Origin of the sequence: Allobosea sp. MMO-172, from assembly GCF_037147855.1 — a bacterium.
In the GTDB taxonomy this organism is placed as follows: Bacteria; Pseudomonadota; Alphaproteobacteria; order Rhizobiales; family Beijerinckiaceae; genus Allobosea.
Genome location: NZ_JBBCUM010000005.1, coordinates 13166 through 37852 on the forward strand (window position 1 = coordinate 13166; position 24687 = coordinate 37852).

The 24687-nt window shown below is 67.1% G+C and carries 28 protein-coding genes; 18 read left to right on the forward strand and 10 right to left on the reverse strand.

Going from position 1 to position 24687, the window contains the following annotated elements:
- Positions 1-62: 62 nt before the first annotated feature.
- Positions 63-491 carry a hypothetical protein gene (locus WFK61_RS09120; protein WP_336811216.1) on the reverse strand — a complete coding sequence of 143 codons (429 nt, stop codon included), beginning with the start codon at positions 489-491 and terminating at the stop codon, positions 63-65.
- A 306-nt stretch (positions 492-797) separates the two neighbouring features.
- Here WFK61_RS09120 and ffh point away from each other — a divergent pair, with 306 nt between their 5' ends.
- The 6 genes from ffh to trmD all read left to right on the forward strand — a co-directional run bounded on the left by ffh (position 798) and on the right by trmD (position 5471).
- On the forward strand, positions 798-2393 hold the full coding sequence (gene ffh / locus WFK61_RS09125; protein WP_336811217.1) for a signal recognition particle protein: 1596 nt from the start codon (positions 798-800) through the stop codon (positions 2391-2393).
- Entirely contained in the window at positions 2390-2905 is a 516-nt protein-coding gene (locus tag WFK61_RS09130; protein ID WP_336811218.1) for a GNAT family N-acetyltransferase, read from the forward strand. Before ffh ends, WFK61_RS09130 begins: the two co-directional genes overlap by 4 nt.
- Before the next feature lie 31 nt (positions 2906-2936).
- Complete coding sequence (rpsP, locus tag WFK61_RS09135; RefSeq protein WP_257731397.1) at positions 2937-3305, forward strand: 30S ribosomal protein S16; 369 nt, start codon at positions 2937-2939, stop codon at positions 3303-3305.
- A 99-nt stretch (positions 3306-3404) separates the two neighbouring features.
- The gene (rimM, locus tag WFK61_RS09140) at positions 3405-3926 is read left to right on the forward strand and encodes a ribosome maturation factor RimM (protein WP_336811219.1); all 522 of its coding nucleotides are present in this window, start codon (positions 3405-3407) and stop codon (positions 3924-3926) included.
- Positions 3913-4584, forward strand: a complete 672-nt coding sequence (locus WFK61_RS09145; protein ID WP_336811220.1) for an HAD family hydrolase — start codon at positions 3913-3915, stop codon at positions 4582-4584. Before rimM ends, WFK61_RS09145 begins: the two co-directional genes overlap by 14 nt.
- A gap of 155 nt (positions 4585-4739) precedes the next feature.
- Positions 4740-5471 (forward strand): tRNA (guanosine(37)-N1)-methyltransferase TrmD, encoded by a 732-nt coding sequence (trmD, locus tag WFK61_RS09150; protein WP_336811221.1) that lies wholly within the window; start codon positions 4740-4742, stop codon positions 5469-5471.
- Between the two features lie 65 nt (positions 5472-5536).
- Here the strand turns inward: trmD and WFK61_RS09155 are convergent, their stop codons facing one another.
- Together WFK61_RS09155 and WFK61_RS09160 are read right to left on the reverse strand one after the other, a co-directional pair.
- Positions 5537-5911 carry a rhodanese-like domain-containing protein gene (locus tag WFK61_RS09155; protein WP_336811222.1) on the reverse strand — a complete coding sequence of 125 codons (375 nt, stop codon included), beginning with the start codon at positions 5909-5911 and terminating at the stop codon, positions 5537-5539.
- Between the two features lie 53 nt (positions 5912-5964).
- The gene (locus WFK61_RS09160) at positions 5965-7167 is read right to left on the reverse strand and encodes a pyridoxal phosphate-dependent aminotransferase (RefSeq protein ID WP_336811223.1); all 1203 of its coding nucleotides are present in this window, start codon (positions 7165-7167) and stop codon (positions 5965-5967) included.
- A gap of 166 nt (positions 7168-7333) precedes the next feature.
- Here WFK61_RS09160 and WFK61_RS09165 point away from each other — a divergent pair, with 166 nt between their 5' ends.
- The 4 genes from WFK61_RS09165 to WFK61_RS09180 all read left to right on the forward strand — a co-directional run bounded on the left by WFK61_RS09165 (position 7334) and on the right by WFK61_RS09180 (position 11616).
- The gene (locus WFK61_RS09165; RefSeq protein WP_336811224.1) at positions 7334-7813 is read left to right on the forward strand and encodes a YaiI/YqxD family protein; all 480 of its coding nucleotides are present in this window, start codon (positions 7334-7336) and stop codon (positions 7811-7813) included.
- Between the two features lie 167 nt (positions 7814-7980).
- The gene (locus tag WFK61_RS09170) at positions 7981-8955 is read left to right on the forward strand and encodes a Bug family tripartite tricarboxylate transporter substrate binding protein (RefSeq protein WP_336811225.1); all 975 of its coding nucleotides are present in this window, start codon (positions 7981-7983) and stop codon (positions 8953-8955) included.
- A gap of 166 nt (positions 8956-9121) precedes the next feature.
- Positions 9122-10426 carry an NAD(P)H-dependent oxidoreductase gene (locus WFK61_RS09175; protein WP_336811226.1) on the forward strand — a complete coding sequence of 435 codons (1305 nt, stop codon included), beginning with the start codon at positions 9122-9124 and terminating at the stop codon, positions 10424-10426.
- Positions 10427-10482: 56 nt separating this feature from the next.
- Positions 10483-11616, forward strand: coding sequence for a PQQ-dependent sugar dehydrogenase (locus WFK61_RS09180; RefSeq protein ID WP_336811227.1), 1134 nt, complete (start codon positions 10483-10485; stop codon positions 11614-11616).
- Between the two features lie 7 nt (positions 11617-11623).
- Here WFK61_RS09180 and WFK61_RS09185 read toward each other — a convergent pair whose 3' ends face one another.
- The 3 genes from WFK61_RS09185 to WFK61_RS09195 are packed head-to-tail and all read right to left on the reverse strand — an operon-like array spanning position 11624 to position 12621.
- Positions 11624-11926 (reverse strand): hypothetical protein, encoded by a 303-nt coding sequence (locus WFK61_RS09185; protein WP_336811228.1) that lies wholly within the window; start codon positions 11924-11926, stop codon positions 11624-11626.
- A 38-nt stretch (positions 11927-11964) separates the two neighbouring features.
- Positions 11965-12321 (reverse strand): DMT family protein, encoded by a 357-nt coding sequence (locus WFK61_RS09190; RefSeq protein ID WP_336811229.1) that lies wholly within the window; start codon positions 12319-12321, stop codon positions 11965-11967.
- Between the two features lie 42 nt (positions 12322-12363).
- Positions 12364-12621, reverse strand: a complete 258-nt coding sequence (locus WFK61_RS09195) for a SemiSWEET family sugar transporter (protein WP_336811230.1) — start codon at positions 12619-12621, stop codon at positions 12364-12366.
- Positions 12622-12747: 126 nt separating this feature from the next.
- On the opposite strand from WFK61_RS09195, the gene WFK61_RS09200 reads away from it, so the two are divergent.
- The 7 genes from WFK61_RS09200 (at position 12748) to WFK61_RS09230 (ending at position 19916) form a co-directional block, all read left to right on the forward strand.
- Positions 12748-13932: a lytic murein transglycosylase gene (locus tag WFK61_RS09200; RefSeq protein ID WP_336811231.1), complete on the forward strand. Its 1185-nt coding sequence runs from the start codon at positions 12748-12750 to the stop codon at positions 13930-13932.
- A 171-nt stretch (positions 13933-14103) separates the two neighbouring features.
- Positions 14104-14490, forward strand: a complete 387-nt coding sequence (locus WFK61_RS09205) for a RidA family protein (RefSeq protein WP_336811232.1) — start codon at positions 14104-14106, stop codon at positions 14488-14490.
- A 91-nt stretch (positions 14491-14581) separates the two neighbouring features.
- Positions 14582-16171 (forward strand): ABC transporter substrate-binding protein, encoded by a 1590-nt coding sequence (locus WFK61_RS09210; protein WP_336811233.1) that lies wholly within the window; start codon positions 14582-14584, stop codon positions 16169-16171.
- 144 nt (positions 16172-16315) lie between these two features.
- Positions 16316-17425 (forward strand): 3-isopropylmalate dehydrogenase, encoded by a 1110-nt coding sequence (gene leuB / locus WFK61_RS09215; protein ID WP_336811234.1) that lies wholly within the window; start codon positions 16316-16318, stop codon positions 17423-17425.
- A 106-nt stretch (positions 17426-17531) separates the two neighbouring features.
- Complete coding sequence (gene msrP, locus WFK61_RS09220) at positions 17532-18488, forward strand: protein-methionine-sulfoxide reductase catalytic subunit MsrP (protein ID WP_336811235.1); 957 nt, start codon at positions 17532-17534, stop codon at positions 18486-18488.
- A gap of 90 nt (positions 18489-18578) precedes the next feature.
- A complete protein-coding gene (locus WFK61_RS09225) occupies positions 18579-19154 on the forward strand; it encodes a methylated-DNA--[protein]-cysteine S-methyltransferase (protein ID WP_336811236.1) in 576 nt (191 codons plus the stop codon).
- A gap of 210 nt (positions 19155-19364) precedes the next feature.
- Positions 19365-19916 (forward strand): NADPH-dependent FMN reductase, encoded by a 552-nt coding sequence (locus tag WFK61_RS09230; protein ID WP_336811237.1) that lies wholly within the window; start codon positions 19365-19367, stop codon positions 19914-19916.
- Positions 19917-20459: 543 nt separating this feature from the next.
- Here the strand turns inward: WFK61_RS09230 and WFK61_RS09235 are convergent.
- From WFK61_RS09235 to WFK61_RS09245, 3 genes are all read right to left on the reverse strand, one after another.
- Complete coding sequence (locus tag WFK61_RS09235) at positions 20460-21350, reverse strand: LysR family transcriptional regulator (RefSeq protein ID WP_079591033.1); 891 nt, start codon at positions 21348-21350, stop codon at positions 20460-20462.
- Positions 21351-21494: 144 nt separating this feature from the next.
- Entirely contained in the window at positions 21495-22460 is a 966-nt protein-coding gene (gene trxB / locus WFK61_RS09240) for a thioredoxin-disulfide reductase (RefSeq protein WP_336811238.1), read from the reverse strand.
- A gap of 87 nt (positions 22461-22547) precedes the next feature.
- Positions 22548-23537 carry a mitochondrial fission ELM1 family protein gene (locus WFK61_RS09245; protein WP_336811239.1) on the reverse strand — a complete coding sequence of 330 codons (990 nt, stop codon included), beginning with the start codon at positions 23535-23537 and terminating at the stop codon, positions 22548-22550.
- Positions 23538-23619: 82 nt separating this feature from the next.
- On the opposite strand from WFK61_RS09245, the gene WFK61_RS09250 reads away from it, so the two are divergent.
- Positions 23620-24084 carry an Lrp/AsnC family transcriptional regulator gene (locus tag WFK61_RS09250; protein ID WP_336811520.1) on the forward strand — a complete coding sequence of 155 codons (465 nt, stop codon included), beginning with the start codon at positions 23620-23622 and terminating at the stop codon, positions 24082-24084.
- Positions 24085-24093: 9 nt separating this feature from the next.
- Here the strand turns inward: WFK61_RS09250 and WFK61_RS09255 are convergent, their stop codons facing one another.
- Positions 24094-24585 carry a hypothetical protein gene (locus tag WFK61_RS09255; protein WP_336811240.1) on the reverse strand — a complete coding sequence of 164 codons (492 nt, stop codon included), beginning with the start codon at positions 24583-24585 and terminating at the stop codon, positions 24094-24096.
- Positions 24586-24687: the final 102 nt, after the last annotated feature.

A 24687-nucleotide genomic window follows, 5' to 3' on the forward strand; every position in this document is an offset into this window, starting at 1 on the left:
GGCACGTTTGCGAATCGGGCCGCAGCGATGCCGCCCGATCAGGGCCTTTCTGGGGCCGCGGTTCAGCTGCGTGCGCCGCCGATCACGCGGCAGAACGCCTTGCGCACATAATCCTCCGGCGCGACCTGCCCGGCCTGGACGACGAAGACCGCATCGACGCGGGTGCCCTTGCCGTTCTTGCGAGCGGTGATGCGCAGGGTCTGGGGGCGTCCCGAGCCGGTGGTTTCCTGGATGGCGAGGACGGCGCTGGTCGCCTTGTCGATGCGCATGTCGGCGAAGCCTTCGGCCGAGACGGCGGCGCCGAGATCGCTGAGTACGGCCGCAGGCTGGCGGTTCGGGATCAGGTCCCAGGTGCGGTAGCTCAGCCCGGTCACCATCGGCACGCCGTCGACCTTGAAGTTGCTGGCGCAGGGCTGGGCCAGCGCCGGGGCGAGGCTGGCGAGCGCGAGGCCGGCGGCGAGGGGCAGGCTGCGAAGGGCGGAAAAGCGCATCGTCGGTTCCCTGATGATGAAATCGAACGAGCCAGCAATGCGGTGGAGAGGGCCATCTGGCAATCAGGGCGTCGTTTTCGGCGCGGCCTTGTCCCCAAAACTTGACTTTCGCCACAGTCTTCCGCTTTAAGACCGCATCCGTTTCGCCGACATCGCCGAAACCACATCCGCCGACCGGGCCGCGCAAGCCGCTTCCATGAGCCCGGAGGTCAACGCCCGACAGCGCGATTGCGCCCTCGGGCGCGAAACCGCTTGGCGATGAGGCTCTGGCGCTGAAGGCTTCCTGAGGCAAGCAGGCAGGTCCGCATGTTCGGCACGCTGAGCGACAGGCTCTCCGGCATCCTCTCGGGGCTGACCCGCAGGGGTTCGCTGACCGAGGAGGACGTCAACACGGCTCTCCGCGAGGTGCGCCGTGCGCTGCTCGAGGCGGACGTCGCGCTCGAGGTCGTCCGGTCCTTCACCGACAAGGTGCGCGAGCGCGCCGTCGGCGCCGAGGTGCTGAAGTCGGTCACGCCCGGCCAGCAGGTCATCAAGATCGTCAACGACGTTCTGATCGAGACGCTGGGCGGCGAGGGCGAGGGCATCAATTTCGATGCCGTGCCGCCGGTTCCGGTCCTGATGGTCGGTCTGCAGGGCTCCGGTAAGACGACGTCGACGGCGAAGATCGCCAAGCGCCTGACCGAGCGCCACAAGAAGAAGGTGCTGATGGCGTCGCTCGATACGCGACGCCCGGCCGCCATGGAACAGCTCGCCATCCTCGGCAGCCAGGTCGGCGTGCAGACGCTGCCGATCGTCGCCGGCCAGTCGGCCGTGCAGATCGCCAAGCGCGCGGTCGAGGCCGCCCGTCTCGGCGGCTACGACGTCGTGATGCTCGACACCGCCGGCCGCGTGACGCTCGACGACACGCTGATGGCCGAGGTCGCCGAGGTGAAGGCCGCGACGAACCCGCATGAAGTGCTGCTCGTCGCCGATGCGCTGACCGGTCAGGACGCCGTCAACACGGCCCGCGCCTTCGATGCGCGCGTCGGCCTCACCGGCATCGTGCTGACCCGCATGGACGGCGATTCGCGCGGTGGCGCGGCGCTCTCGATGCGCGCCGTCACCGGCAAGCCGATCAAGCTCGTCGGTATCGGCGAGAAGGTCGACGAGCTCGACGAGTTCCACCCCTCCCGCGTCGCCAACCGCATCCTCGGCATGGGCGACATCGTCTCGCTCGTCGAGAAGGCGGCGCAGACGATCGACGCCGAGCAGGCGCAGGCCACCGCGCAGCGCATGGCCAAGGGCCAGTTCGACCTCTCCGACATGCGCGCGCAGCTCCAGCAGATGGAGAAGATGGGCGGTATCGGCGGCGTGATGGGCATGCTGCCCGGCATGAAGCAGGCGCAGTCGCAGCTCGCCAATGCCGGCGTCGGTGACAAGATGTTCAAGAGCATGATCGCCGCGATCGACTCGATGACGGCGGCCGAGCGCAAGAATCCCGACCTGCTCAAGAACAGCCGCAAGAAGCGCATCGCCGCCGGCTCCGGCACCACGGCCGAGCAGATCAACAAGCTGCTCAAGATGCATCGCGGCATGGCCGACGCCATGAAGATGATGGCCAAGCAGAAGGGCGGCATGCTCGGCAAGCTCGGCTCGATGTTCGGGCTCGGCGGCGGCCTGCCGGCCGGCATGCCCGACCCCTCGAAGATGGACCCGGCGCAGCTTGCGGAATTGCAGAAGCAGCTCGGCGCGGGCGGCGGCCTGCCCTCGATGCCGCCGGGCGGTTTCCCCGGCCTGCCGAAGGGCGTCACCCCGCCGGCCGGCATGATGCCGAAGCTGCCGGGTCTCGGCGGTAGTGGCAAAAGCGGCCTCGCCGGCGGGCTGCCCGGCCTCGGTAATCCGTTCGGGGGCAAGAAGAAGTGATTCCCGTTCTGGAAACAGAGCGGTTGCGGCTGCGCGGCTGGACGGCTGCCGATTTCGACGTGCTTGCGCGGTTCTTCGGTGACGAGGAACTCACGCGCTATGTCGGTGGCGCCAGCAACCGCGAGGATTCGTGGCGGCGTCTGTCCAGCATAGCCGGCCATTGGACCTTGCGCGGCCACGGCCTCTGGGCGGTGGAGGCGAAAGAGGACTGCCGGCTCGTCGGCTGGTGCGGCCTGCTTTCGCCGGAAGGCTGGCCCGAGCCGGAGATCGGCTGGAGCCTGTTCGCAGGCGAGCACGGTCGCGGCTATGCGACCGAGGCCGCGCTGCGCGCCCGTGACTATGCCTATCGTGACTTGGGATGGACCACGCTGATGAGCCTGGTCCACCCCGACAATCGACCCTCGATCCGCGTCGCCGAGCGCCTTGGCGCGCGCTTCGAGAAACCCTTCGTGATCCGTGGCACCGAGGTCGGCATCTACCGGCATCCGGCTGCCACGCCTGCGAAACACTGAACCTGAAACCAAACCTGACCGGAGAAGACCCATGTCCCTCAAGATTCGCCTGACCCGCGGCGGCGCCAAGAAGCGCCCGTACTACCGCATCGTCGTCGCCGACTCGCGCTCGCCGCGCGATGGCCGCTTCATCGAGAAGATCGGCTCCTATGATCCGATGAAGGCCAAGGACGCCGCCGACCGCGTCGTGCTCGACATCGAGAAGGTCCAGGCCTGGCTCGCCAAGGGCGCCCAGCCGACCGACCGCGTTCTGCGCTTCCTCGACGCCGCCGGCCTCGTCAAGCGCGCTGCCCGCAACAACCCGAACAAGGCTGTCCCCGGCGAGAAGGCCAAGGAGCGCGCCGAGAAGAAGGCCGAGAAGGCCGCTGCTCCGGCTGCCGAAGAAGCCGCCGAGGCGTGAGCCTGATCGTCCGCACGTCGATCTCGGGCCGGGCGCAGCCTCGGCCCGAGCGTTTTCTCAAGGAGATGTCCGGCTCAAGGCCGGGCATGGCGTGCTGACATGGGCGATCTCATCCTGCTCGGTATCGTCGGCGCGCCGCATGGCGTGCGCGGCGAGATCAGGATCAAGACCTTTACCGGCGATCCCCTCGGGATCGCCGATTACGGCCCGCTGACCGACGGCAAGGGCCGCAGCTACGAAATCACCGATATCCGCCCGGCCAAGGAAGTGGTCGTCGCCCGGTTCAAGGGCGTGACGACGCGCGAGCAGGCCGAGGCGCTGAACGGAACCGAGCTCTTCGTCGCCCGCGACAAGCTCTCGGCCGATGCGGACGAGGACGAGTTCCTGCATGCCGACCTGATCGGCTGCAGCGTGGTCGGGCCGGACGGAGCCGTGCTCGGCAGTGTCACCGGCGTCGAGAATTACGGGGCCGGCGACCTGCTCGACATCAAGACGCCGGACGGGCGCTTCGTCCTGATGCCCTTCACCAAGGCCTTCGCGCCGCGTATCGACATGGCCGCGCGCCGGATCGAGGCCGAGCCCCCATTGGGATTGTTCGAGCCCGACGATGACAAGCAATAGGCCTGCCCGCGCGCTGATCTTCGACATGGACGGCACCATCGTCGACAACATGCGCTTCCATGACGATGCCTGGGAGAGCTGGCACGTCAGCAACAATCTGCCCTTCGACCGCGAGACCTTTTCGGCCCGCACCGCCGGCATGGCGCTGGGCGAGATCGTCGGGCCGTATTTCCCGGATGCGACCGCCGACGAGATCGCCGCGATGGGCGATGCCAAGGAAGCGCTCTATCGCGAGGCCTATCGCCCGCATGTCGCGGCGACGGCCGGTCTGCTCGACTTGATGGCGCGCGCCGATGCGGCAGGCGTGCCGATGGCGGTCGGAACCGCAGCTCCGCCACCGAATATCGAAGTGGTGCTCGATGCGCTGGACTTGCGCCGGCGCTTCGCCACGATCGTCTCGCCGAGCCAGGGATATCGCGGCAAGCCGCATCCGGACATGTTCCTGGCCGCCGCCGAGCGGATGAAGGTCGATCCGGCCGATTGCATCGTCTTCGAGGACGCGCCGCTCGGCGTCGAGGCGGCCCGCCGCGCCGGCATGCGGGCCGTGGCTTTGCTGACCCTGCTCGGCCCCGAGGGCTTCACGGCTTACGACAACCTGATCGCATCGGCGCCCGACTTCACCGCGCTGGACGGTTTGCCCGCGCTGCGCTTCAGTTAGTTCGTCTTTCCAACCGCGGGTCATCCCGGACAAGCCGCGTCAACGGCGCCGATCCGGGATCCATTCCTGAACCGTTCCGGAATGGATCCCGGGTCTGCGCTTCGCTACGCCCGGGATGACAGGTTGGGAGCAATTGCCTTAATCCAAGGTCGATCATGTCCTTCCGCGCCTCGATCCTGACGCTCTATCCGGAGATGTTTCCGGGGCCGCTCGGCATCTCGCTGGCCGGCGAGGGGCTGCGCAAGGGATTGTGGTCGCTCGATACCCACCAGATCCGCGAGCACGGCATCGGCCGCCATCGCAATGTCGACGACAACCCGGCCGGCGGCGGCGCCGGCATGGTGCTGCGCTGCGACGTGCTCGCCGCGGCGATCGATGCAGCCGTGCCGGCGGATGATGCGCGACCGCGCTTGCTGATGTCGCCGCGCGGGCGGCCGCTCAAGCAGGAACAGGTGCGCGACTGGGCTGAAGGTCCCGGCCTCGTCATCGTTTGCGGGCGCTTCGAGGGCGTCGACGAGCGTGTGATCGAGGGGCGCAACCTGATCGAGGTCTCGATCGGCGACTACATCCTCTCCGGTGGCGAGATGGCGGCGCTGACGCTGCTCGACGCCTGCGTGCGCCTCATCCCCGGTGTCATGGGCAAGGTCGCCTCGGGCGAGGATGAGAGCTTCGAGAACGGGTTGCTGGAATATCCGCACTATACCCGCCCGCGCGAATGGGAGGGCAGGGGCCTGCCGGAGGCGCTGCTCTCCGGCGACCATGCCCGCATCGCGAAGTGGCGGCGCGAACAGGCGGAGCAGATCACGCGGGAGCGGCGGCCGGACCTTCTTTCCCTTCTCCCCTCGGGGGAGAAGGTGTCTGCGAAGCAGACGGATGAGGGCCGTTAGCGCCAGTCTTCCCTCGTCCGTCAGCGCTTCGCGCTGCCACCTTCTCCCCCGAGGGGAGAAGGGTGCTAACGATACTCCGTCACCGGCAGCTTCTCGGCCAGCCAGCCGCCCGGGCCGAGCATACCGCCGCGCACGCCGGCGAGATCGCGCCAGCCACGTCCGGCGAGTTTCTGTGCCACGGCGACCGCCTGTGCACCCGTCCGGTCGATCAGGACGATGCGCTTGCCGGGATGGTCGAGCCGCAAGCCCGCGATCCTGACCTCGAAGGCCGGTGCGTCGACATCCAGAGGCAGGGCGCCCTGGGGCAGGCCGGTATCGGCCCATTCCTGCGCGCCGCGGATATCGACGAGCAGGATGCGCTTCGCCTGCGCCGCCTCATGGGCTTTGCGCGGCGAAAGCGTCGCCGCCGATTGCCCGAAAACGAAAGTGGCCGGGAGCATGAAGCCCCCGGCCAGAACGATCCGGCGCGTTGCGGCGCCTTCGGTCATCGTGCTCAGCGCAGCTCGGCGCAGAAGCGCTGGATGCGGCGGCAGGCCTCTTCCAGCTTCTCGTCCGAGGTGGCGTAGGAGATGCGGAAGTTCGGACCAAGGCCGAAGGACGAGCCGTGCACGGCCGCGACGGCCTCCGTCTCGAGCAGGCCCATGACGAGGTCTTCGTCGGTCTCGATCTTCTTGCCGTTCGGCAGGGTCTTGCCGATCAGGGCCGAGCAGTCGGGATAGACGTAGAACGCGCCTTCCGGCACCGGGCACTTCAGGCCGCGGGTCTGGTTCAGCATGGAGACGACGAGGTCGCGGCGGCGCTCGAAGGCCTTCTTGAAGACCGGGATATGCTCCTGCGTGCCGTCGAGCGCCTCGACCGCGGCCCATTGCGAGATCGCCGAGGTGCCGGAGGTCTGCTGGCCCTGGACGAGGTCCATGGCATTGATCAGCTGCTGCGGGCCCGCGGCGTAGCCGATGCGCCAGCCGGTCATGGCATAGGACTTCGAGACGCCGTTCATCGTCAGCGTGCGCTCGTAGAGGGCGGGCTCGACCTGCGCGGGGGTGACGAAGGTGAAGTCGCCATAGACGAGGTGCTCGTACATGTCGTCGGTGAGGATCCAGACATGCGGATGGCGCATCAGCACATCCGTGAGCTTCTTCATCTCGGCATGGCTGTAGGCGGCGCCCGACGGGTTCGACGGCGAGTTCAGGATCACCCACTTGGTCTTGGGGGTGATGGCCTTCTCGAGGTCTTCGGGCTGCAGCTTGAAGTCGTTCTTGAGATAGGTCTCGGCGAAGGTCGGCGTGCCGCCGCAGAGCGCGACCATCTCGGGATAGGAAACCCAGTAGGGCGAGACGCAGATGACCTCGTCGCCGGGGTTCAGCGTGGCGAGCAGCGCGTTGTAGATGACGTGCTTGCCGCCGGTCGAGACGATGGTCTGGCTCGCCTTGTAGTCGAGGCCGTTCTCGCGCTTGAACTTGCGGGCGACGGCTTCGCGCAGCTGCGGGATGCCGGAAACCGGGGTGTACTTGGTCTCGCCGCGCTTGATCGCGGAGATAGCCGCTTCCTTGATATTGTCCGGCGTGTCGAAATCGGGCTCGCCGACGGAGAGCGAGATCACGTCCTTGCCCTGGGCTTTCAGGTCACGGGCCTTCTGCGTGATCGTGATGGTCGCGGACGGCTTCACGCGCTTCAGGGCATCGGCAAGAAAGGCCATGGGACTGGTCTCCGGAGGAGGCGGAAGGGTGCGCGCCGGAAAAAGGCGCGGGCGAGGTTTATGACTCGCGGGCCATGATCGCAAGCGCAACTGATTGATGTCTGGCAGAAACGTCATGAATTCAGGGCGGTTTGCCCTTGCGCTCCGGGCATGCGAAGCCGACCCGATGACGAACTCCGCTAACCCCATAGCGATCTATATCGATGCCGACGCCTGCCCGGTGAAGGACGAGATCTATCGCGTCGCCGGCCGGCACGGCCTGTATGTCTTCGTCGTCGCCAACAGCTTCCTCAACGTGCCACGCGAGCCCTGGATCGAGCGGGTGACGGTGCCCGGCAGTTTCGATGCGGCCGATGACTGGATCGCGGAGCGGGTCTCGCGCGGTTCGATCGTGATCACGGCCGATATCCCGCTGGCGGATCGCTGCATCAAGGCTGGAGCGGACGTGATCGGGCCGACCGGCAAGCCCTTCACCGAAGCCTCGATCGGCATGGCGCTGGCGACGCGTGACATGATGGAGGATTTGCGCGCGATGGGCACCGTGCAGGGCGGGCCGAAGCCGTTCTCGCAGAAGGACCGCTCGGCCTTCCTGCAGGCGCTCGACCTCGCGATCCAGCGGCTGAAGCGGGCAGGTTTCGGCAGGTAGATCGTTCTGCTTCGGGCAGGCTCGTCCGAACCGTAACGGTCCGCGTCTGCCGCAGGTCTATCGATGCCTTCTGCGCCTTAGGTGCTGCTGGACGCATGGCGCCTTTGCCCGTAAATCTCGCCGCAAAGCAGGCTCGCCAATTCAGGCGGGCGTCCGGGAGGAAGTCCATGTCGTTGACCCGCCGCTCCACGCTCGGCCTGATGGCCGGCGCCGTCTTCGCTCCGTCGATCGTCCGGGCGCAGAGCTTCCCCAGCAAGGTCATCACGCTGGTCGTGCCCTATCCGGCGGGCGGCCCGACCGACGCCATCGCGCGCTTCGTGGCGCAGGACCTCTCGGTCGCCTTCGGGCACAATGTCGTGGTCGACAACCGCGCCGGCGCCTCGGGCGCCGTCGGCACGCGCGCCGTCGCCCATGCGGCGCCGGACGGCTACACCATCGTGTTCGGCAACAACCAGACGCACGGCAACAACATGTTCCTGCTGAAGGAGCCGGGCTACGACGCGGTCAAGGATTTCGCGCCGCTCGCCGGCGTCGGCGCTTTCGAACACGCCTTCGTCGTGCGCAACGACCTGCCGGCCAAGAACATCCAGGAGCTGATCGCGCTCGCCAAGGCCGATCCGGGCAAGCTCAACTACGGCTCGACCGGCGTCGGCTCCGGCTCGCATCTCGCCATGGAGCTGTTCATGCAGCGCACCGGCATCAAGATGACGCATGTGCCGTTCCGCGGCGCCGCGCCGCTGGTGCAGGAGATCATCGCGGGCCGCATCGACATCGCCAATTCAACGCTGCCGAGCGTGCTGGAGCAGATCAATGCCGGCACGCTGCGTGCGTTGGCGCTGGCCAGCCCCGAGCGCAACCCGCGGGCCAAGGACATCCCGACCTTGCGCGAGCAGGGCGTGAATAATGCCGACGCCGATTCCTGGGCGGCCTTCTTCGCCCCGGTGAAGACGCCGGACGATGTGCTGGAAAAGCTGTCCAAGGCAGTCATCGCCTCTCTGAACAAGCCCGAGACCCGCGAGGCGATCCTGAAGCTCGGCTTCACGCTCAAGGTGCGCGATCCCGCGGCGTTCAAGCCCTACCACGCCCAGGAAATCGCGACCTGGAAGCAGATCATCACTGAGGCCGGCGTGAAGCCGGAATAAGGCGAGACATTCGCTCAGCCCTCATCCTGAGGAGGCCGCGTCAGCGGCCGTCTCGAAGGATGGTCCAGTGATCTCCGCAGCTTCCTGAAGCATCCTTCGAGACGCGCTCCTGTGGAGCGCTCCTCAGGATGAGGGCTGTGGGGCGTGATGCGCAGGAGCCTGCCCCATGAACCTGATGCCCAAGCTCGCCGCCCGCCGCGAGGCGGGGAAGCCCGTGCGCGCGGCGCTGATCGGCGCCGGCAAGTTCGGCTCGATGTTCCTGTCGCAGGTGCCGCATATCGCGGGGCTGGAGGTCGCGGTCATCGCCGATCTCGATCCCGAGCGGGCCAAGGCGGCCTGCCGGGCCGTCGGTTGGGACGAGGCGCGGATCGCGCGGACGCGCTTCGTCGATGACGGCGTCGAAGCCGCGCGTGCTGATGGCGTCGAGGTCGTGCTGGAGGCGACGGGCCACCCGGCCGCAGGCGCACGCCATGCGCTGGCGGCGATCGAGGCCGGGCGCCATGTCGTGATGGTCAATGTCGAGGCCGACGTGCTGGTCGGGCCGGTGCTGGCGCAGCGGGCGCAGGCGGCGGGCGTGGTCTATTCGATGGCCTATGGCGACCAGCCGGCGCTGGTCTGCGAGATGGTCGACTGGGCGCGCGCCACCGGCTTCACCGTCGCCGCAGCGGGCAAGGGCACGAAATACCTGCCGGCCTATCACGAGGTCACGCCGGACGATGTCTGGACCCATTACGGCCTGACGCCGGAAGCGGCCAAGGCCGGCGGCATGAACCCGCAGATGTTCAATTCCTTCCTCGATGGCACCAAGTCGGCGATCGAGATGGCGGCGATCGCCAATGCCTGCGATCTCGACGTGCCGGAGGCCGGGCTCGCCTTCCCGCCTTGCGGCGTCGACGATCTCGCTCATGTGCTGCGGCCGCGCGCGGTCGGCGGGCAACTGGAGCGGGACGGCATGGTAGAGGTCGTCTCCTCGCTGGAGCGCGACGGGCGGCCGGTCTTCCGCGACCTGCGCTGGGGCGTCTATGTCGTGCTCAAGGCGCCGAACGATTATGCCGCCGCCTGCTTCAAGCAATACGGCCTGCCGACCGATGCGACCGGCCGCTATGCGGCGATGTACAAACCCTTCCACCTGATCGGGCTCGAACTCTCTATTTCCGCGCTGAATGCCGTGCTGCGTGCCGAGCCGACCGGCACGACGCGTGGCTGGCGTAGCGACGCGGTCGCCGTGGCGAAACGCGCGCTCAAGGCCGGCGAGATGCTCGATGGCGAGGGCGGCTATACCGTCTACGGCCGGTTGATGCCGGCGGCCGAGAGCCGGGCGCGGCGTGCCTTGCCGATCGGCCTTGCCCATGGCGTGAGGCTCAGCCGCGACGTCGCTGCCGGCCAGCCGGTGACGGAAGCCGATGTCACGCTCGACGAAAGCCAGCCGATCGTCTCACTTCGTCGTGAGTTGGCGGCAACGGCTTGGTGATCGGCGGCGTTCCCCTCTATCTCCGGACAGGGGCCGGATAGAACGAGGAGAGCGTGATGTGGCGATTGGGTCTGGTGGGGTTGCTCGGAACGGTGCTGGCGCTCGCGAGCCCGGCGCTGCCGGCATCGGCCCAGAAGCGCTATCCCTCCAGCGCTGGCGAGCTTTCGGTCGAGACCGTCGCGAGCGGGCTCGAAAATCCCTGGGGCCTCGCCTTCCTGCCGGACGGGCGCATGCTGGTCACCGAGCGGCCGGGCCGGCTGCGGCTGGTCGAGAAAGACGGCAAGCTCTCGCGGCCCATCAACGGCGTGCCGAGCGTTGCGGCACGCGGGCAGGGCGGTCTTCTCGGTGTCGCGCTCGATCCCGGTTTCGCGCAGAACCGCCTTGTCTATCTCTCCTTTTCAGAGCCGCGCTCGGGCGGTAGCGGCACCAGCGTCGCGCGCGGGCGGCTAAACGAGCAGGGCACAGCGCTGACGGGTGTCGAGATGATCTTCCGGCAATTGCCGGCGATCAACTCCAACCTGCATTTCGGCTCGCGGCTGGTCTTCGACCGGACGGGCGTGCTCTTCGTCACGGTGGGAGATCGCTACAGCCAGCGCGATCAGGCGCAGAACCCCGCCAACCATCTCGGCAAGGTCATCCGCATCCGGCCGGACGGCGGGACGCCGGCCGACAATCCGAAGAAGGAAGGCTGGGCGCCGGAAATCTGGTCGATCGGCCACCGCAACGTGCAGGGCGCGGCGCTGCATCCCGATACCGGGCAGCTCTGGACCGCCGAGCATGCGGCGCGCGGCGGCGACGAGATCAACACGCCCAAGGCCGGGCTGAACTATGGCTGGCCCGTCATCACCTTTGGCGTCGACTATTCCGGCGCGAAGATCGGCGAGGGCACGTCGAAGCCCGGCATGGAGCAGCCGCTGTTCTATTGGGACCCGTCGATCGCGCCCTCGGGCGCAGCCTTCCATACCGGTGCGGTCTGGCCGGCCTGGAAGAATTCGCTCTTCGTCGGGGCGCTTGCCGGGCAGATGCTGGTCCGGCTTTCGACCGAGGGCGGGAAGGTGACGGGCGAGGAGCGCCTGCTGACCGATATCGGCGAGCGCATCCGCGACGTCGTCCAGGGGCCGGATGGCTTCCTCTATCTGCTCAGCGACGAGGCCGACGGTAAGGTGCTGCGGGTGAGGCCGGCCCGCTAGCTGCCCGTCAGGGGCCGCAATCCCATTCGCGTTCGATGACGAAGACCTTGCGGGTCGCGAGGCTGCCATTGGGATCGTAGAGATCACCGACATAATACTCGGTGCCGGCGGCGTCATGCGCGCTGCGCTCGACCTGAAGCGACCAGCCATAGCCGACCTGCTTGCCGCCCTGCCAGCTGCGATGGACCGCGCTGGCCGAGGGGCCGGAGAGGATGCGGGCCTTGTCGTCGCTCGGGCTGCAGGTCGGGCCGGCGAGGGCAGCGGCGGGGGCGAGCACGAGGCCGCAGAGAAGCAGTGCCGTCTTTTGCAAGGCAGTCAGTCCTGTCGAAGAGTTGGGAAGCGCGGCGCTCAGGCCTTGGCGTGGAAGATGAAGAAGGCGCCGGCCGCGATCAGGGCGAAGCCGACCGCGTGGCTCCAGGTCAGCGATTCCTTGAGCCAGAACACTGAGAAGCCGGCGAAGACGGTCAGCGTGATCACCTCCTGCATCGTCTTCAGCTCGGCGGCGGAATAGACGGCGGAGCCGATGCGGTTGGCGGGCACGGCCAGCATGTATTCGGGCAGGGCGATCATCCAGCTCGCGAGGATGGCGAGCCAGATCGCGGTGCTCTTGTAGCTGAGATGTCCGTACCAGGCGAAGGTCATGAAGATGTTCGAGCCGAACAGCATCACGATCGGCAGGAGATGGGCCATGGAGAGCGAGGGCATGCCGGGAGCCTTCTTCGCGATGGTTCGGAGGCGCCTAGGCTTTCAGCCGAAGCGCAGCTTCATGGTGATGATGGCCAGCACGAGCAGCAGGGTCAGCGTGTTGGCGACGATGACCGGCCAGGACAGGATCTGGACGCCGTAGACCAGCCAGAGCACCGTCCCGCAAGCGAGCAGAAGCTGCGTCCACAGCGAGATCGCGCGGGTGTCGCGGGTGCGCAAGGTACGCCAGGTCTGCGGCAGCCAGCACAGGCTGGTCAGCGCGGCGGCGACGAAACCGAGGAGTTCGACGGAGAGGGGCACGGGAGCATTCCGGGTGACGCCGTTCCCATAGCGGGATTCGGGATCGAATCGCCAGATGCGCCATGGTTAACTTCCGTTAACGGCAACGCCCTAGTTTTGCGTGAATTCTGCGATTCGGTGGAGACCATGCGCGCAATCACACTGGCCTTGCCTCTCGTCCTTCTCGCTTCCGCCGCCTCGGCGCAGAGCGGGTTCCAATCCTGCCTCGCCGGGCTGAAGTCCGCGGCGGCCGCCAAGGGCGTCTCGGGGGCGACCTTCGACCGGGCCATGGCCGGCGTCGAGCCGGACATGAAGGTCATCGAAGCCATGAACAACCAGCCGGAGTTCAAGACTCCGATCTGGGACTATCTCGGCACGCTGGTCGACGAGGAGAAGGTGGCGGAAGGGCGCGCGATGATGCGCCAGCATGCCTCGACCCTCGCGGCGGCCGAGCAGCGCTTCGGCGTCGACCGCCACACCATTGCCGCCGTCTGGGGCGTCGAAAGCGATTTCGGCAAGGCGCGGGGCAAGATGCCGCTGGTGCAGGCGCTCTCGACCGGCGCCTGCCTGGCGCCGCGCCGCAATGCCTTCTTCAAGGGGGAGCTGATCGCGACGCTGCAGATCATCCAGCGCGGCGACGTACGGCCCGAGCGGCTGTTCGGTTCCTGGGCCGGCGCCTTCGGCCACACCCAGTTCATCCCCTCGACTTATCTCCGCCTCGCGGTCGACGGCGATGGCGATGGCCGGCGCGATCTCGTCGATTCGATCCCCGACGCGCTGCATTCGACCGCGAATTTCATGGACAAGGCCGGCTGGGTCACCGGCGCGACCTGGGGCTACGAGGTGCGTGTTCCGTCAGGCTATTCCGGTCCGACCGGACGCAACCCGAAGCATCCGGTGTCGAGCTGGGCTTCGCGCGGCATCGTCAAATATGACGGCTCGGCGCTGACGGGCTCGGGCAATGCCGGCCTGCTGATGCCGGCGGGGCGGAACGGGCCGGCCTTCCTCGTCTTCAAGAACTACGACGCCGCCTACAGCTATAACGGTGCGGATTCCTATGCGCTCGCCATCTCGCTCCTGTCCGATCGCCTGCGCGGCCGGCCGGGCGTGCAGGGCGACTGGCCGACCGACGACCTGCCGCTGTCGCGCGAGCAGCGCCGCGAGCTGCAGCGCCTGCTGATCGCCCGCGGCTACAATGTCGGCGAGCCGGACGGCGCCGTCGGCTCGCTGACGCGCGCTGCGATCAAGGAGATCGAGGCGAAGATCGGCATGCCGCAGACCGGGCGGCCGGGCGAGAAGGTGCTGCGCGCGCTCAAGGGCGGGCGGGTCTGATCGCGCAGAAAACGGGTGGCGTCGCGCCACCGTGTCGTATGAAAGGCTTGGTCATCCCGGACAAGCCGCGCAAGCGGCGCCGATCCGGGATCCATGCCTGAACCGTTCCGGCATGGATCCCTGGTCTCCCTTCGGTCGCCCGGGATGACCGGCGTTTCATTCGGAGAACCCATGCGCCGCCTGATTTCCACCGGCTCGCCCTTCGAGCGCAGCTTCGGCTATTCGCGCGCCGTGATCGACGGCGATCTCGTCTTCGTCTCCGGCACGACCGGCTACGACTACGCCACCATGGTGCTGCCGGAGGATGCGGCCGAGCAGGCCCGCAACATCTTCCGCACGATCAGCGCCGTGCTGGAGGAGGCCGGCTCCTCGCTCGCCCAGGTGGCGCGGGCGCAATATTTCGTCACCGACCGCAGCTATTGCGAGCCGGTCCTGGCCGTCTGCGGCGAGTTCTTCAGCGAGATCAGGCCGGCGGCCGCGATCTATGTCGTTTCCGGCATGCTGAAGCCCGAGATGAAGGTCGAGATCGAAGTGACGGCGCGCATCGGAAGCGTCTGACGGCAAATTGTCGACAGGGTGCCGACAACTGGTATATCCCTTGCTAGGCGGTGCCCTTGAGGCATCCGCCTACAAAAGAGGGAGATCTGCCATGTCGATCCGCCGTCGCACGGTCCTCACGGGAGCTGGCGCGCTTGCCGCCACAGCCTTCATGGGCAACCGGGCCTTTTCGCAGGGGGCGGCGGCAACGCTGCGCTTCAACCCCTCGACGCCGCTGCCTTCGCTCGATCCGATCACGGCCACCAGCTACGTCATCCGCAATCACGGCTACCTGATCTACGACACGCTCTTCGCCACCGATGCGAATTTCCAGATCAAGCCGCAGATGGTCGAGGCCTGGGAGACCGCGCCGGACGGGCTGAGCTGGACCTTCCGCCTCCGCGACGGGCTCGCCTTCCATGACGAGACGCCGGTGCGTGCGCAGGACTGCATCGCCTCGATCGCCCGCTGGTCGAAGCGCGATGCCTTCGGCCAGACCTTCGCCACCTTCGTCGAGGCTTACGAGGTCGTCGACCAGCGCAGCTTCCGCATCCGCCTGAAGAAGCCGTTCCCGATGATGACGGCCGCGCTCGGCAAGCTCTCGTCGAACGTGCCCTTCATCATGCCGGAGCGCATCGCGCAGACCGACCACATGAAGAACATCACGGAAGCCGTCGGCTCCGGCCCGTGGCGCTTCATGGACAAGCAGTGGGTGCCCGGCCAGAACGCGATCTACGAGCGCTTCGCCAAGTACAGGCCGCGCGAGGAGGCGCCGTCCTGGGCTACCGGCGGCAAGGTCGCCCGGATCGACCGCATCGAATGGCTTGCCCTGACCGAGGCGGCCGCCGCGGCCGGCGCGCTGATGCAGGGCGAGCTGGACTGGTACGAGCAGCCGCCCGTCGACCTGATCCCGATGCTGAAGGGCAACAAGGACGTCGTCATCGAGAACGTGCCGCTGGGCCTGTTCCTGCTGATGCGCTTCAACCAGCTGCAGCCGCCCTTCAACAACCCGGCGATCCGCCGGGCCGTGATGGCCGCCGTCAACCAGGCCGACTACATGGAGGCCGTCGTCGGCGACAAGGCGTTTTACAGCGGCGCCAAGACCTTCTTCACGCCCGGCTCGCCGATGTCCTCGGGGGCTGGCGGGGCGGCGGCCATGCCGGGCAATCTCGAGAAGGCCAAGGCCATGCTCAAGGAGGCCGGCTACAAGGGCGAGAAGGTCGTTCTGCTCGCGCCGGCCGACCAGCCGATCGCCTACCAGCAGTGCATGGTCACGGAGGATCTGTTCAAGAAGCTCGGCATCAATTCGGAGCTGGTCGCGACCGATTGGGCGAGCTTCATCGGCCGGCGTGCCAATCGCGGCCTGCCTGACCAGGGCGGCTGGTCGGTGTTCCATACGCTGTGGTCCTGCGCCGATACGCTCAACCCGGCGCTGCATCCGCTGATGCGGGCCAATGGTGGCTCGGCCTGGTTCGGCTGGCCCGAGGATGCCCGGATCGAGGAGCTGCGGGACACCTGGATCGCGACGCCGGAGGAGGCTAAGCAGAAGGAGCTCGCCGCGAAGATCGAAGAGCGCGGCTTCGAGGTCGTGCCTTACGTTCCCTGCGGCCTCGTCCAGCAGCCGATGGCGTTCCGCCGGAATCTGAGCGGCATGGTGCTCGCGCCGGCGCAGTTCTTCTGGAACATGGAAAAGAAGGCCTGAGCCGCGTTCACGGCGCCGGCGCATGGCCTGCCATGCGCCGGCTTCGCATGCCCGCCGCTTGCGTCGCCACGGTTCCACCCGTAATCACCCGGCGAGGCCGGGAAACGGCCAAGCTGACGACATCAAGCGCGCGAGGCGACGACCATGGCGACCCACAAGCTCCTGCTGCTCCCCGGCGACGGCATCGGCCCCGAGGTGATGGGCCAGGTCGAGCAGATCGTCTCCTGGTTCGGCAAGCAGGGCCTCGGCTCCTTCGAGATCGAGAAGGGTCTCGTCGGCGGCGCGGCTTATGACGCGCACAAGCAGGCGATCTCCGAAGGCGACATGAAGCTGGCGCAGGACGCCGATGCCGTGCTGTTCGGCGCGGTCGGCGGCCCGAAATGGGCTGATGTGCCCTACCAGCACCGCCCGGAAGCCGGCCTGCTGCGCCTGCGCAAGGATCTCGGCCTGTTCGCCAACCTGCGTCCGGCGATCTGCTATCCGGCGCTGGCCTCTGCCTCCTCGCTCAAGCCCGAGGTCGTCGAAGGCCTCGACATCCTGATCGTGCGCGAGCTCACCGGCGGCGTCTACTTCGGCGAGCCGAAGGAGATCGTCACGCTGGAGGACGGCTCCAAGCGCGGCGTCGACACGCAGCTCTACACGACGCCGGAAATCGACCGGATCTGCCGCGTCGCCTTCGAGCTGGCGCGCACGCGCCGCAACAAGGTCTCCTCGGCCGAGAAGCACAATGTCATGAAGACCGGCGTGCTCTGGAAGCAGACGGTCACCGCGCTGCACGCCGCCGAGTACGGGGATGTCGAGCTGGAGCATGTGCTGGCCGACAACTGCGCCATGCAGCTCGTGCGCTGGCCCAAGCAGTATGACGTCATCGTCTGCGACAACCTGTTCGGCGACATCCTCTCCGACGTGGCGGCGATGCTGACCGGCTCGCTCGGCATGCTGCCCTCGGCCTCGCTCGGCGCCGAGGACCCGGCCACCGGCAAGCGCAAGGCGCTCTACGAGCCCGTCCACGGCTCGGCGCCGGACATCGCCGGCAAGGGCCTCGCCAATCCGATCGCGATGATCGGCTCGTTCGCCATGGCGCTGCGCTACTCGTTCGGCGCGGGCGATGCGGCCGACCGGCTCGAAGGCGCGATCGCCGACGTGCTGGGCTCCGGCACCCGCACCAAGGATATCGCGGCTCCCGGCGCCAACGCCGTCTCGACCAGCGAGATGGGCGCGGCGATCATCAAGGCGCTTGAAGCGCGCGGCTGATTTCAGCCCGACTATGACGAGGGAGAGAATCTCTCTCTCCCTCGTGAATTGCCGTGACCCCGCTTTCGTGGCCTAACGAGCCCATCGAAAACGGAGTATGTCCGTCATGCTGATCAAGCGCCGTGCCGGCTGGGAAATGCCGGAAAGCCAGGCCACGCCCGAGAGCGTGTTCCTCAATCGCCGCCAGCTGATGACTGCTGGCGCCGGATTGATCGCAGGCGCTGCATTGCCGGGCATTGCGGCGGCTCAAGGCGCCGATCCGACGCTCGATCTCTATCCCGCCAAGCGCAACGCCGCCTATGTGCTGGGCGTGCCGCAGACGGCGGAAGACGACGCGGCGAACTACAACAATTTCTACGAGTTCGGCATGTCGAAGGACATCGTCGATGCCTCGAAGCGCCTCGCCATTCGCCCCTGGAACATCCAGGTCGACGGCCTCGTCGAGAAGCCGTTCGAGATCGGCTTCGACGACCTCATCCGCAAGCTGCCGATCGAGGAGCGCCTCTATCGCTTCCGCTGTGTCGAGGCCTGGGCGATGGCAGTGCCGTGGACCGGCATCCCGCTCGCTTCCTTCGTCGCGCTGGCGAAGCCGCTTTCGGGCGCGAAGTACATCCGCTTCGAGACCTTCATGAACCCGCGCGTCGCGCCGGGGCAGAACCAGCGCTGGTATCCCTGGCCCTATACGGAGGGGCTGACCATCGCCGAGGCGACGAACGAATTGCCGCTGCTGGTCACCGGCATCTACGGCAAGCCGCTGCCGACGCAGCATGGCGCGCCGATCCGCCTGATCACGCCGTGGAAATACGGCTTCAAGTCGGTGAAGTCGATCCGCAAGATCAGCTTCGTGGCCGAGCGCCCGAAGACTTTCTGGGAGGGATTGCAGGCTTCGGAATATGGCTTCTGGGCCAATGTGAACCCGGCCGTGCCGCATCCGCGCTGGAGCCAGGCGAGCGAGCAGATCCTGGGCTCGCGCGAGCGCCGCCCGACGCAGATCTATAACGGCTATGGCGAGCAGGTCGCCGGGCTCTACAAGGGGCTGGAGGGCGAGAAGCTCTTCATGTGAGGACGGACCTCGGCAGGTTTCGGGTGCCGTCTCCTGCCGCTGCCGTGCTAGACCTCGTGTCATTCTTTGCCGGAACGACACGGGTCGCACATGGCCAGCCAGCATTTCCATCTGTTCGAGACGACGATCGGCCCCTGCGCCGTGGTCTGGGAAGGTGAGCGCTTCATCGGCGCGCAATTGCCGGAGCGTGACGAGGCCGCGGCCCGCAAGCGCCTCGAGCGGCGGTTTCCCGAAGCCGACGAGACGGAGGCCGAAGGCTTCGTCGCGGAGGCCGTGGCCGGTATCCGGGCACTGTTCGACGGCGAGAAGCGCGACCTGTCGCATCTGCCGGTGGCGCTGGAGAGCGTCTCGGATTTCAACCGCAAGGTCTACGAGGTCGCGCTCGCGATTCCGCATGGCGAGACGCTGACCTATGGCGAGGTGGCGCAGCGCATCGGCGATCCCGGCGCGGCGCGGGCGGTGGGCGTCGCGCTCGGCCAGAATCCCTGGCCGATCATCGTGCCCTGCCACCGCGTGCTGGCGGCCGGCGGCAAGACCGGGGGCTTCTCGGCCGAGGGGGGCGTGGAGATCAAGCTCCGCATCCTGACCATCGAGAAGGCGCGCACCAGCGCCGAGCCCAGCCTGTTCGACGCCCTGCCGCTGGCGGCCCGCCCGGGGCGGCACTGAGCCGCAGGCCGTCATTGCGAGGAGCGAAGCGACGAAGCAATCCAGGGGGACTGGGGTGAACCGTCTCGCCCAGTCCCCCTGGATTGCTTCGCTGCGCTCGCAATGACGGCGTTTGAATTCGCGCAATATCGCCCTTGCAGCGCGGCAGCTTGCGCGGCGTGAGGCGCGGCCTCTACTGTGCCGGCCTTTCCACCCTCACTGGGGACCAGCATGGCCAAACTGAAGCTCGCCGTCATCGTGGGCAGCAACCGCCGCGAATCGATCAACCGCAAGCTGGCCCAAGCGCTGGCGAAGCTGGGCGAGGGCGCCTTCGACGCCACTTTCGTCCAGATCGACGACCTGCCGATGTTCAACCAGGACCTGGAGCCGAACCGCCCGGAATCGACTCTGCGCCTGAAGCGCGAGATCGAGGCCGCCGATGCGATCCTGATCGTCACGCCCGAGCATAACCGCTCGATCCCGGCCGTGCTGAAGAACGCCATCGACTGGGCCTCGCGCCCCTATGGCAAGAATTCCTGGGCCGGCAAGACCGTTGCCGTCACCGGCACCAGCGGCGGCGCCGTCGGTACGGCCGTCTCGCAGAACGAACTGCGCATGATCCTGACCAATCTCGCCGGCGTCGTCGTCGGCAGCCAGGTCTTCGTCACCTTCAAGGATGACCTGATCGACGCTGATAGCAACGTTACCAACGAGGCCACGCGGGGCTTCCTGCAGGGCTTCGTCGACAATTTCGCGAAGATCGCCGGCAAGCTCGCCGCCTGATCGACGATCAGTCTCCGCACTTGCACAAGGCGTCGCCTCCGGGCGGCGCCTTTTTCGTTTCGGTGAGGCTGGTCGCTGGCGATCGGGCAAAAAAAGAGCCGGCGTCCCCGAGGGGAGCCGGCTTTGTAAGTTTGAAACATCTGGCGAAACCGCCAAACATCTCAGAGGGGAACGGCTGAAACGAACTCAACGCCGGGAGGAGATTGCGGAGCCCGTTTCGAACAACCGTGAGTACAATATCGGCCATGCCCTGCCATTTTGCAATGCAACATATCTTGGGTCCGCCATGCGCGTGCTGCATGTACTAAGGGCAGATGGCGCGAATTTGAGCCTAAATGATTGAGAAATATGCGTTCGTTGCAGGATGGGGTCTGCGCGCGGAAGTTGCGGACCTCCTGCAAACCCGGTTTTCGTCCGCTGCTGAACAGTTTTCAGGCGAACAGTCCGATTTTGGCGCATGCGAGATGCCGAATTGGTCACAAAACCGCCAGAATCGAAAAGGGCGCCTTGCGGCGCCCGATTCTTCGTAACGTGCCTGCGCGGTCAGTAAGTCCAGCGCTGGGCCTTCTGGATGAGGAAGTCGCGGAAGACCTGGACGCGGGCGACCGACTTCATCTCCTCGGGATAGACGAGGTAGCTCTCGAGCTGCGGCATCTCGGTCTCGCGCATCAGCTGCACGAGCGGGGAGCCGGTCTCGATCAGGTAATCCGGCAGCACCGCGATGCCGGCGCCCGAATCCACGGCCCGCTTCATCGCGGTGATGTTGTTGACCGTCAGGTGGATCGGCCGCGGGTTGCGCTGGTCGCGCCCCATCGTGCCGAGCCAGTGCACCGCCGTCAGGTAGGACGGCGAGGTGCCGCCGAAGGACAGGATGCGGTGGTTGTCGAGATCGTCGTAGCTCTTGGGCTCGCCGAAGCGCTTCACATAGGCCGGCGAGGCGTAGACGTGGAAGTGCACGGTGAAGAGCTTGCGCTGGATCAGGTCCGGCTGCTGCGGCTGGCGCAGGCGGATCGCGATATCGGCCTCGCGCATCGACAGGTCGAGTTCCTCATCGGTGAGGATGAGCTCGACCCGGATGTCAGGGTAGAGATCCATGAACTCGGAGAGGCGCGGCGTCAGCCAGTGCCCGCCGAGGCCGCGGGTCGCCGTGACCTTGAGCTCGCCGGACGGATGCTCGCGTGTCTCGGAGAGCTGCGAGCGCGTGCGCTCCAGCCGCTGCGTCATCTCGCGGGCGGCACGCCACAGCAACTCGCCTTGCTCGGTGAGAATGAGGCCGCGCGTATGGCGATGGAACAGCGGCGCGCGCAGCTCCCGCTCAAGCGCACCGATCTGGCGGCTGACGGCCGATTGACTCAGGCCGAGAACGTCGCCAGCTTTGGTGAAGCTGCCTGACTCCGCGACCGTATAAAAGATTCTAATGCGGTCCCAATCCACCGCGCTTCCCCCGCTATGCGTTTTTTGCATGATGGGGGATAAAGGCGTTGTGCGTCAACGCCTGTGTGGCGGATCGCCTCTGTTATTCGTCGTGAATCTGGTGACGCAACCCATCAGAGTCAGTGATGGGTTGCGCCAAGGCCTTCATTCCGCTGCTTCGCGGTGGTCCAGAGCGCTGGCGGCGAGCCAGCGTTCGGCATCGAGCGCGGCCATGCAGCCCAGGCCGGCCGCCGTGACCGCCTGGCGGTAATGCTCGTCGGTGACGTCGCCGGCGGCGAAGACGCCTTCGACATTGGTCCGGGTCGTGCCGGCCTCGACAGCGAGATAGCCGGATTCGTTCATGGCGAGCTGGCCGACGAACAGCTCCGTCGCCGGCTTGTGGCCGATGGCGATGAAGACGCCGTCGGTCTTCAGCTCGCTCTCGGCGCCGGTCTTGAGGTTCTTCAGGCGCAGATGCGTGACGCTGGGGGGCGTGGTGCCGCCGCAGATCTCGGCGATCTCGCTTTCCCAGACCACTTCGATCTTCGGGTGCTTGAACAGGCGCTCCTGCATCACGCGCTCGGCCCGCAGGCTGTCGCGGCGATGGACCAGCGTGACCTTGCTGGCGAGATTGGCGAGATAGAGCGCCTCCTCCACGGCGGTGTTGCCGCCGCCGACCACCGCGACCTCCTTGTTGCGGAAGAAGAAGCCGTCGCAGGTGGCGCAGGCCGAAACGCCGAAGCCCTGGAAGCTCTGCTCGGAGGGCAGGCCCAGCCACTTGGCCTGGGCGCCGGTCGCGATGATCAGGGCGTCGCAGGAATAGGTCTCGCCACCATCGCCCCAGAGCCGGAACGGGCGCTGCGAGAGATCGACGCGGGCGATATGGTCGGAGACCATCCGGGTGCCCATGTGCTCGGCCTGGGCGCGCATCTGCTCCATCAGCCAGGGGCCTTGGATGACGTCGGCGAAGCCGGGATAGTTCTCGACATCGGTGGTGATCATCAACTGGCCGCCGGCCTGCATGCCGGAGATCAGCACCGGTTCCATCATGGCGCGAGCAGCGTAGATCGCGGCAGTGTAACCGGCCGGGCCGGAGCCGACGATCATGACGCGGGCATGGGTGTGGGCCATCGTCTCAGTTCCTCTCCTGCGGGCCTGGAGCCGCAGCCTCGATCCGTCAGATACGCCGGCGTGGCGCCGAAACAAGGGTCGCCGGGTTCAGGAGCGCGTGAACCCCAAGGCAGCCCGGTGGCGCAGCCAGCCTTGCCGTATCGCATCGGCTATGATCGGCGTTGAGTCTATCGGTTCGTAGGGCTGGCCTTCAAGGCGTCCACAGAAGCGATGCACAACGCCCTCGCGTTCCAGCGCTCCGACCAGCGCCGCGATCTTGGGATGGCCGCCCGTGGGCTCGAAGACGAGCACGGGAACGCCGGCCGCCGCGGCCTCGCCGACCATGTTGGTGGAGTCGGCGGTGACGATCACGGCGTCGGCATTGGCGAGCAGGGTGAGGAAGGGATTCTCGCCCGTGCCATCCCACCACCAGCCGCCATGGCGCGCGAAGACGGCGGCGACGGTAGTTCCCAGTGCCGGCGAGGTCCGCCGCGAGGGCGAGCCCATCAGGCTGACGCCCGATTGGGCGAGTTGGTCGAGCTGCCCGGCAAGGCGCTCGATATCGGCCGGCGTGAAGCGGTGATGCCGGCTGTCGCCACCGACGAGCACCGCGACGCGGGGGGCGGTCAAGTTTGCGATGGCCGGTGGGGGCGCGGCCCGGGCGGCGGCGAGCTTCCCGGGTGTCAGGCGATGCGGCGAGGTCGTTGTGACGAGGACGTTCTCGCCGCGCAGCCGGTCATGGCCGGAGACCCAGATCAGATCGGCCGTGCCGGGGCCGGTGCGCGGGTCCTTGAGGAAGACGGTGTAGGTCGCGCCGTTCGAGGCCTGCTTCAGCGCGCGCAGATAGGCGACCGCGCGCCGGCCCGAGGAAATGGCGATATCGGGGAAGGGCGGCTTGAGCGGGCTATCCGGCCTGTCCGGCGCCTCGCGCGGGTCGATCGGCCCGCGCGGCATCAGCCAGGTCCAGGGCTTGCGCGGCTTCACCCGCCGGATTTCGGGGACGACGCCAAGCCGCTCGGCGACGCCGAGGCATTGCAGTTCGTCGCCGGCCTTGCCGTCGGTCAGGACCCAGACGTTCGGCTCCGGATTGTCGTGCATGGCTTTCTGGGCTCGTGGCATGCGCCTTGTATCGCTTGGCCGCGCCGTCTACACCAGCGCGACCTTCACGCGAGGATGCTCGTTGCGCCCCAAACTCGACGATATCGACCTGCGCATCCTGCGCGAGCTCCAGGCCGATGGGCGCATGACCAATGTCGAGCTGGCCAGCCGCGTCGGCATCTCGCCGCCGCCTTGCCTGAGGCGCGTGCGCGCGTTGGAAGAGGCCGGGCTGATCCGCGGCTACCACGCCGATCTCGACGAGCGGAAGCTGGGCTACGAGGTCGTCTGCTTCGCCTTCGTGCATCTGGCGAGCCAGGCCGAGGCCGATCTCGTCGCCTTCCAGGAACGGATACGCAGCTGGCCGACGGTACGCGAGTGCTGGACCCTTTCGGGCGATATCGACTTCGCCCTGAAATGCGTCGCGCCGGACCTGAAGGCCTTCCAGGATTTCGTCGCGGAACTGACCGCGATGCCGAATGTCCGCAATGTCCGGACAGCGCTCGCCCTCGACCGAGTCAAGGACGAGCCGATCGTTCCCTTCGGCTGAACGCGGCGCTCAGCCCGCGATATAGCGCTTGATCCACCAGGCATTGTTGCGGGCGAGCGCCTGCAGGCGGTTCTTGTCGACGCTCGCCAATTGCGGCAGACCGGCGCCGCTGGACAGTTCGGTCGAGCGGATCGGGTAGCTGGCGATCTGCCGGCCGTTGCGGTCATAGAGCGTGGCGGTGCTTTCCAGATAATCGTTGTTGCCGCCGTTGAAGCGTCCGCCCCGAATGTCGCTGCCCAGCCACATCCGGCCGATCGTGACGACGAGCCGTGTGCCCGAGCGGGGCTGATAGCTCGGGCCGAGGATCTCGGCGAGGGTCCGTGCCAGCTCGGCCTTCACCATGGGCAGATGCGGGCCCCAGGCCTCGACGACGGAGGGCAGGGCCTCGACGCGGATCGCGCCCACGGCGGGCGCTTGTGCAAAAGCGGGCGAGACGGCCGGCGCAAGCGCCAGAGCGGTGGCGCCGAGCGCGGACGCCAGGACATGTCGACGGGTGATCATGGTCGGATCTCCGATAGCCTTGTCGCTTCAATGTAGGTGCGGACCGGCGATAGTCCATGGCTTGCAGTTTGGCTCGATCATGCGCGGGGGATGGTTGCCAAG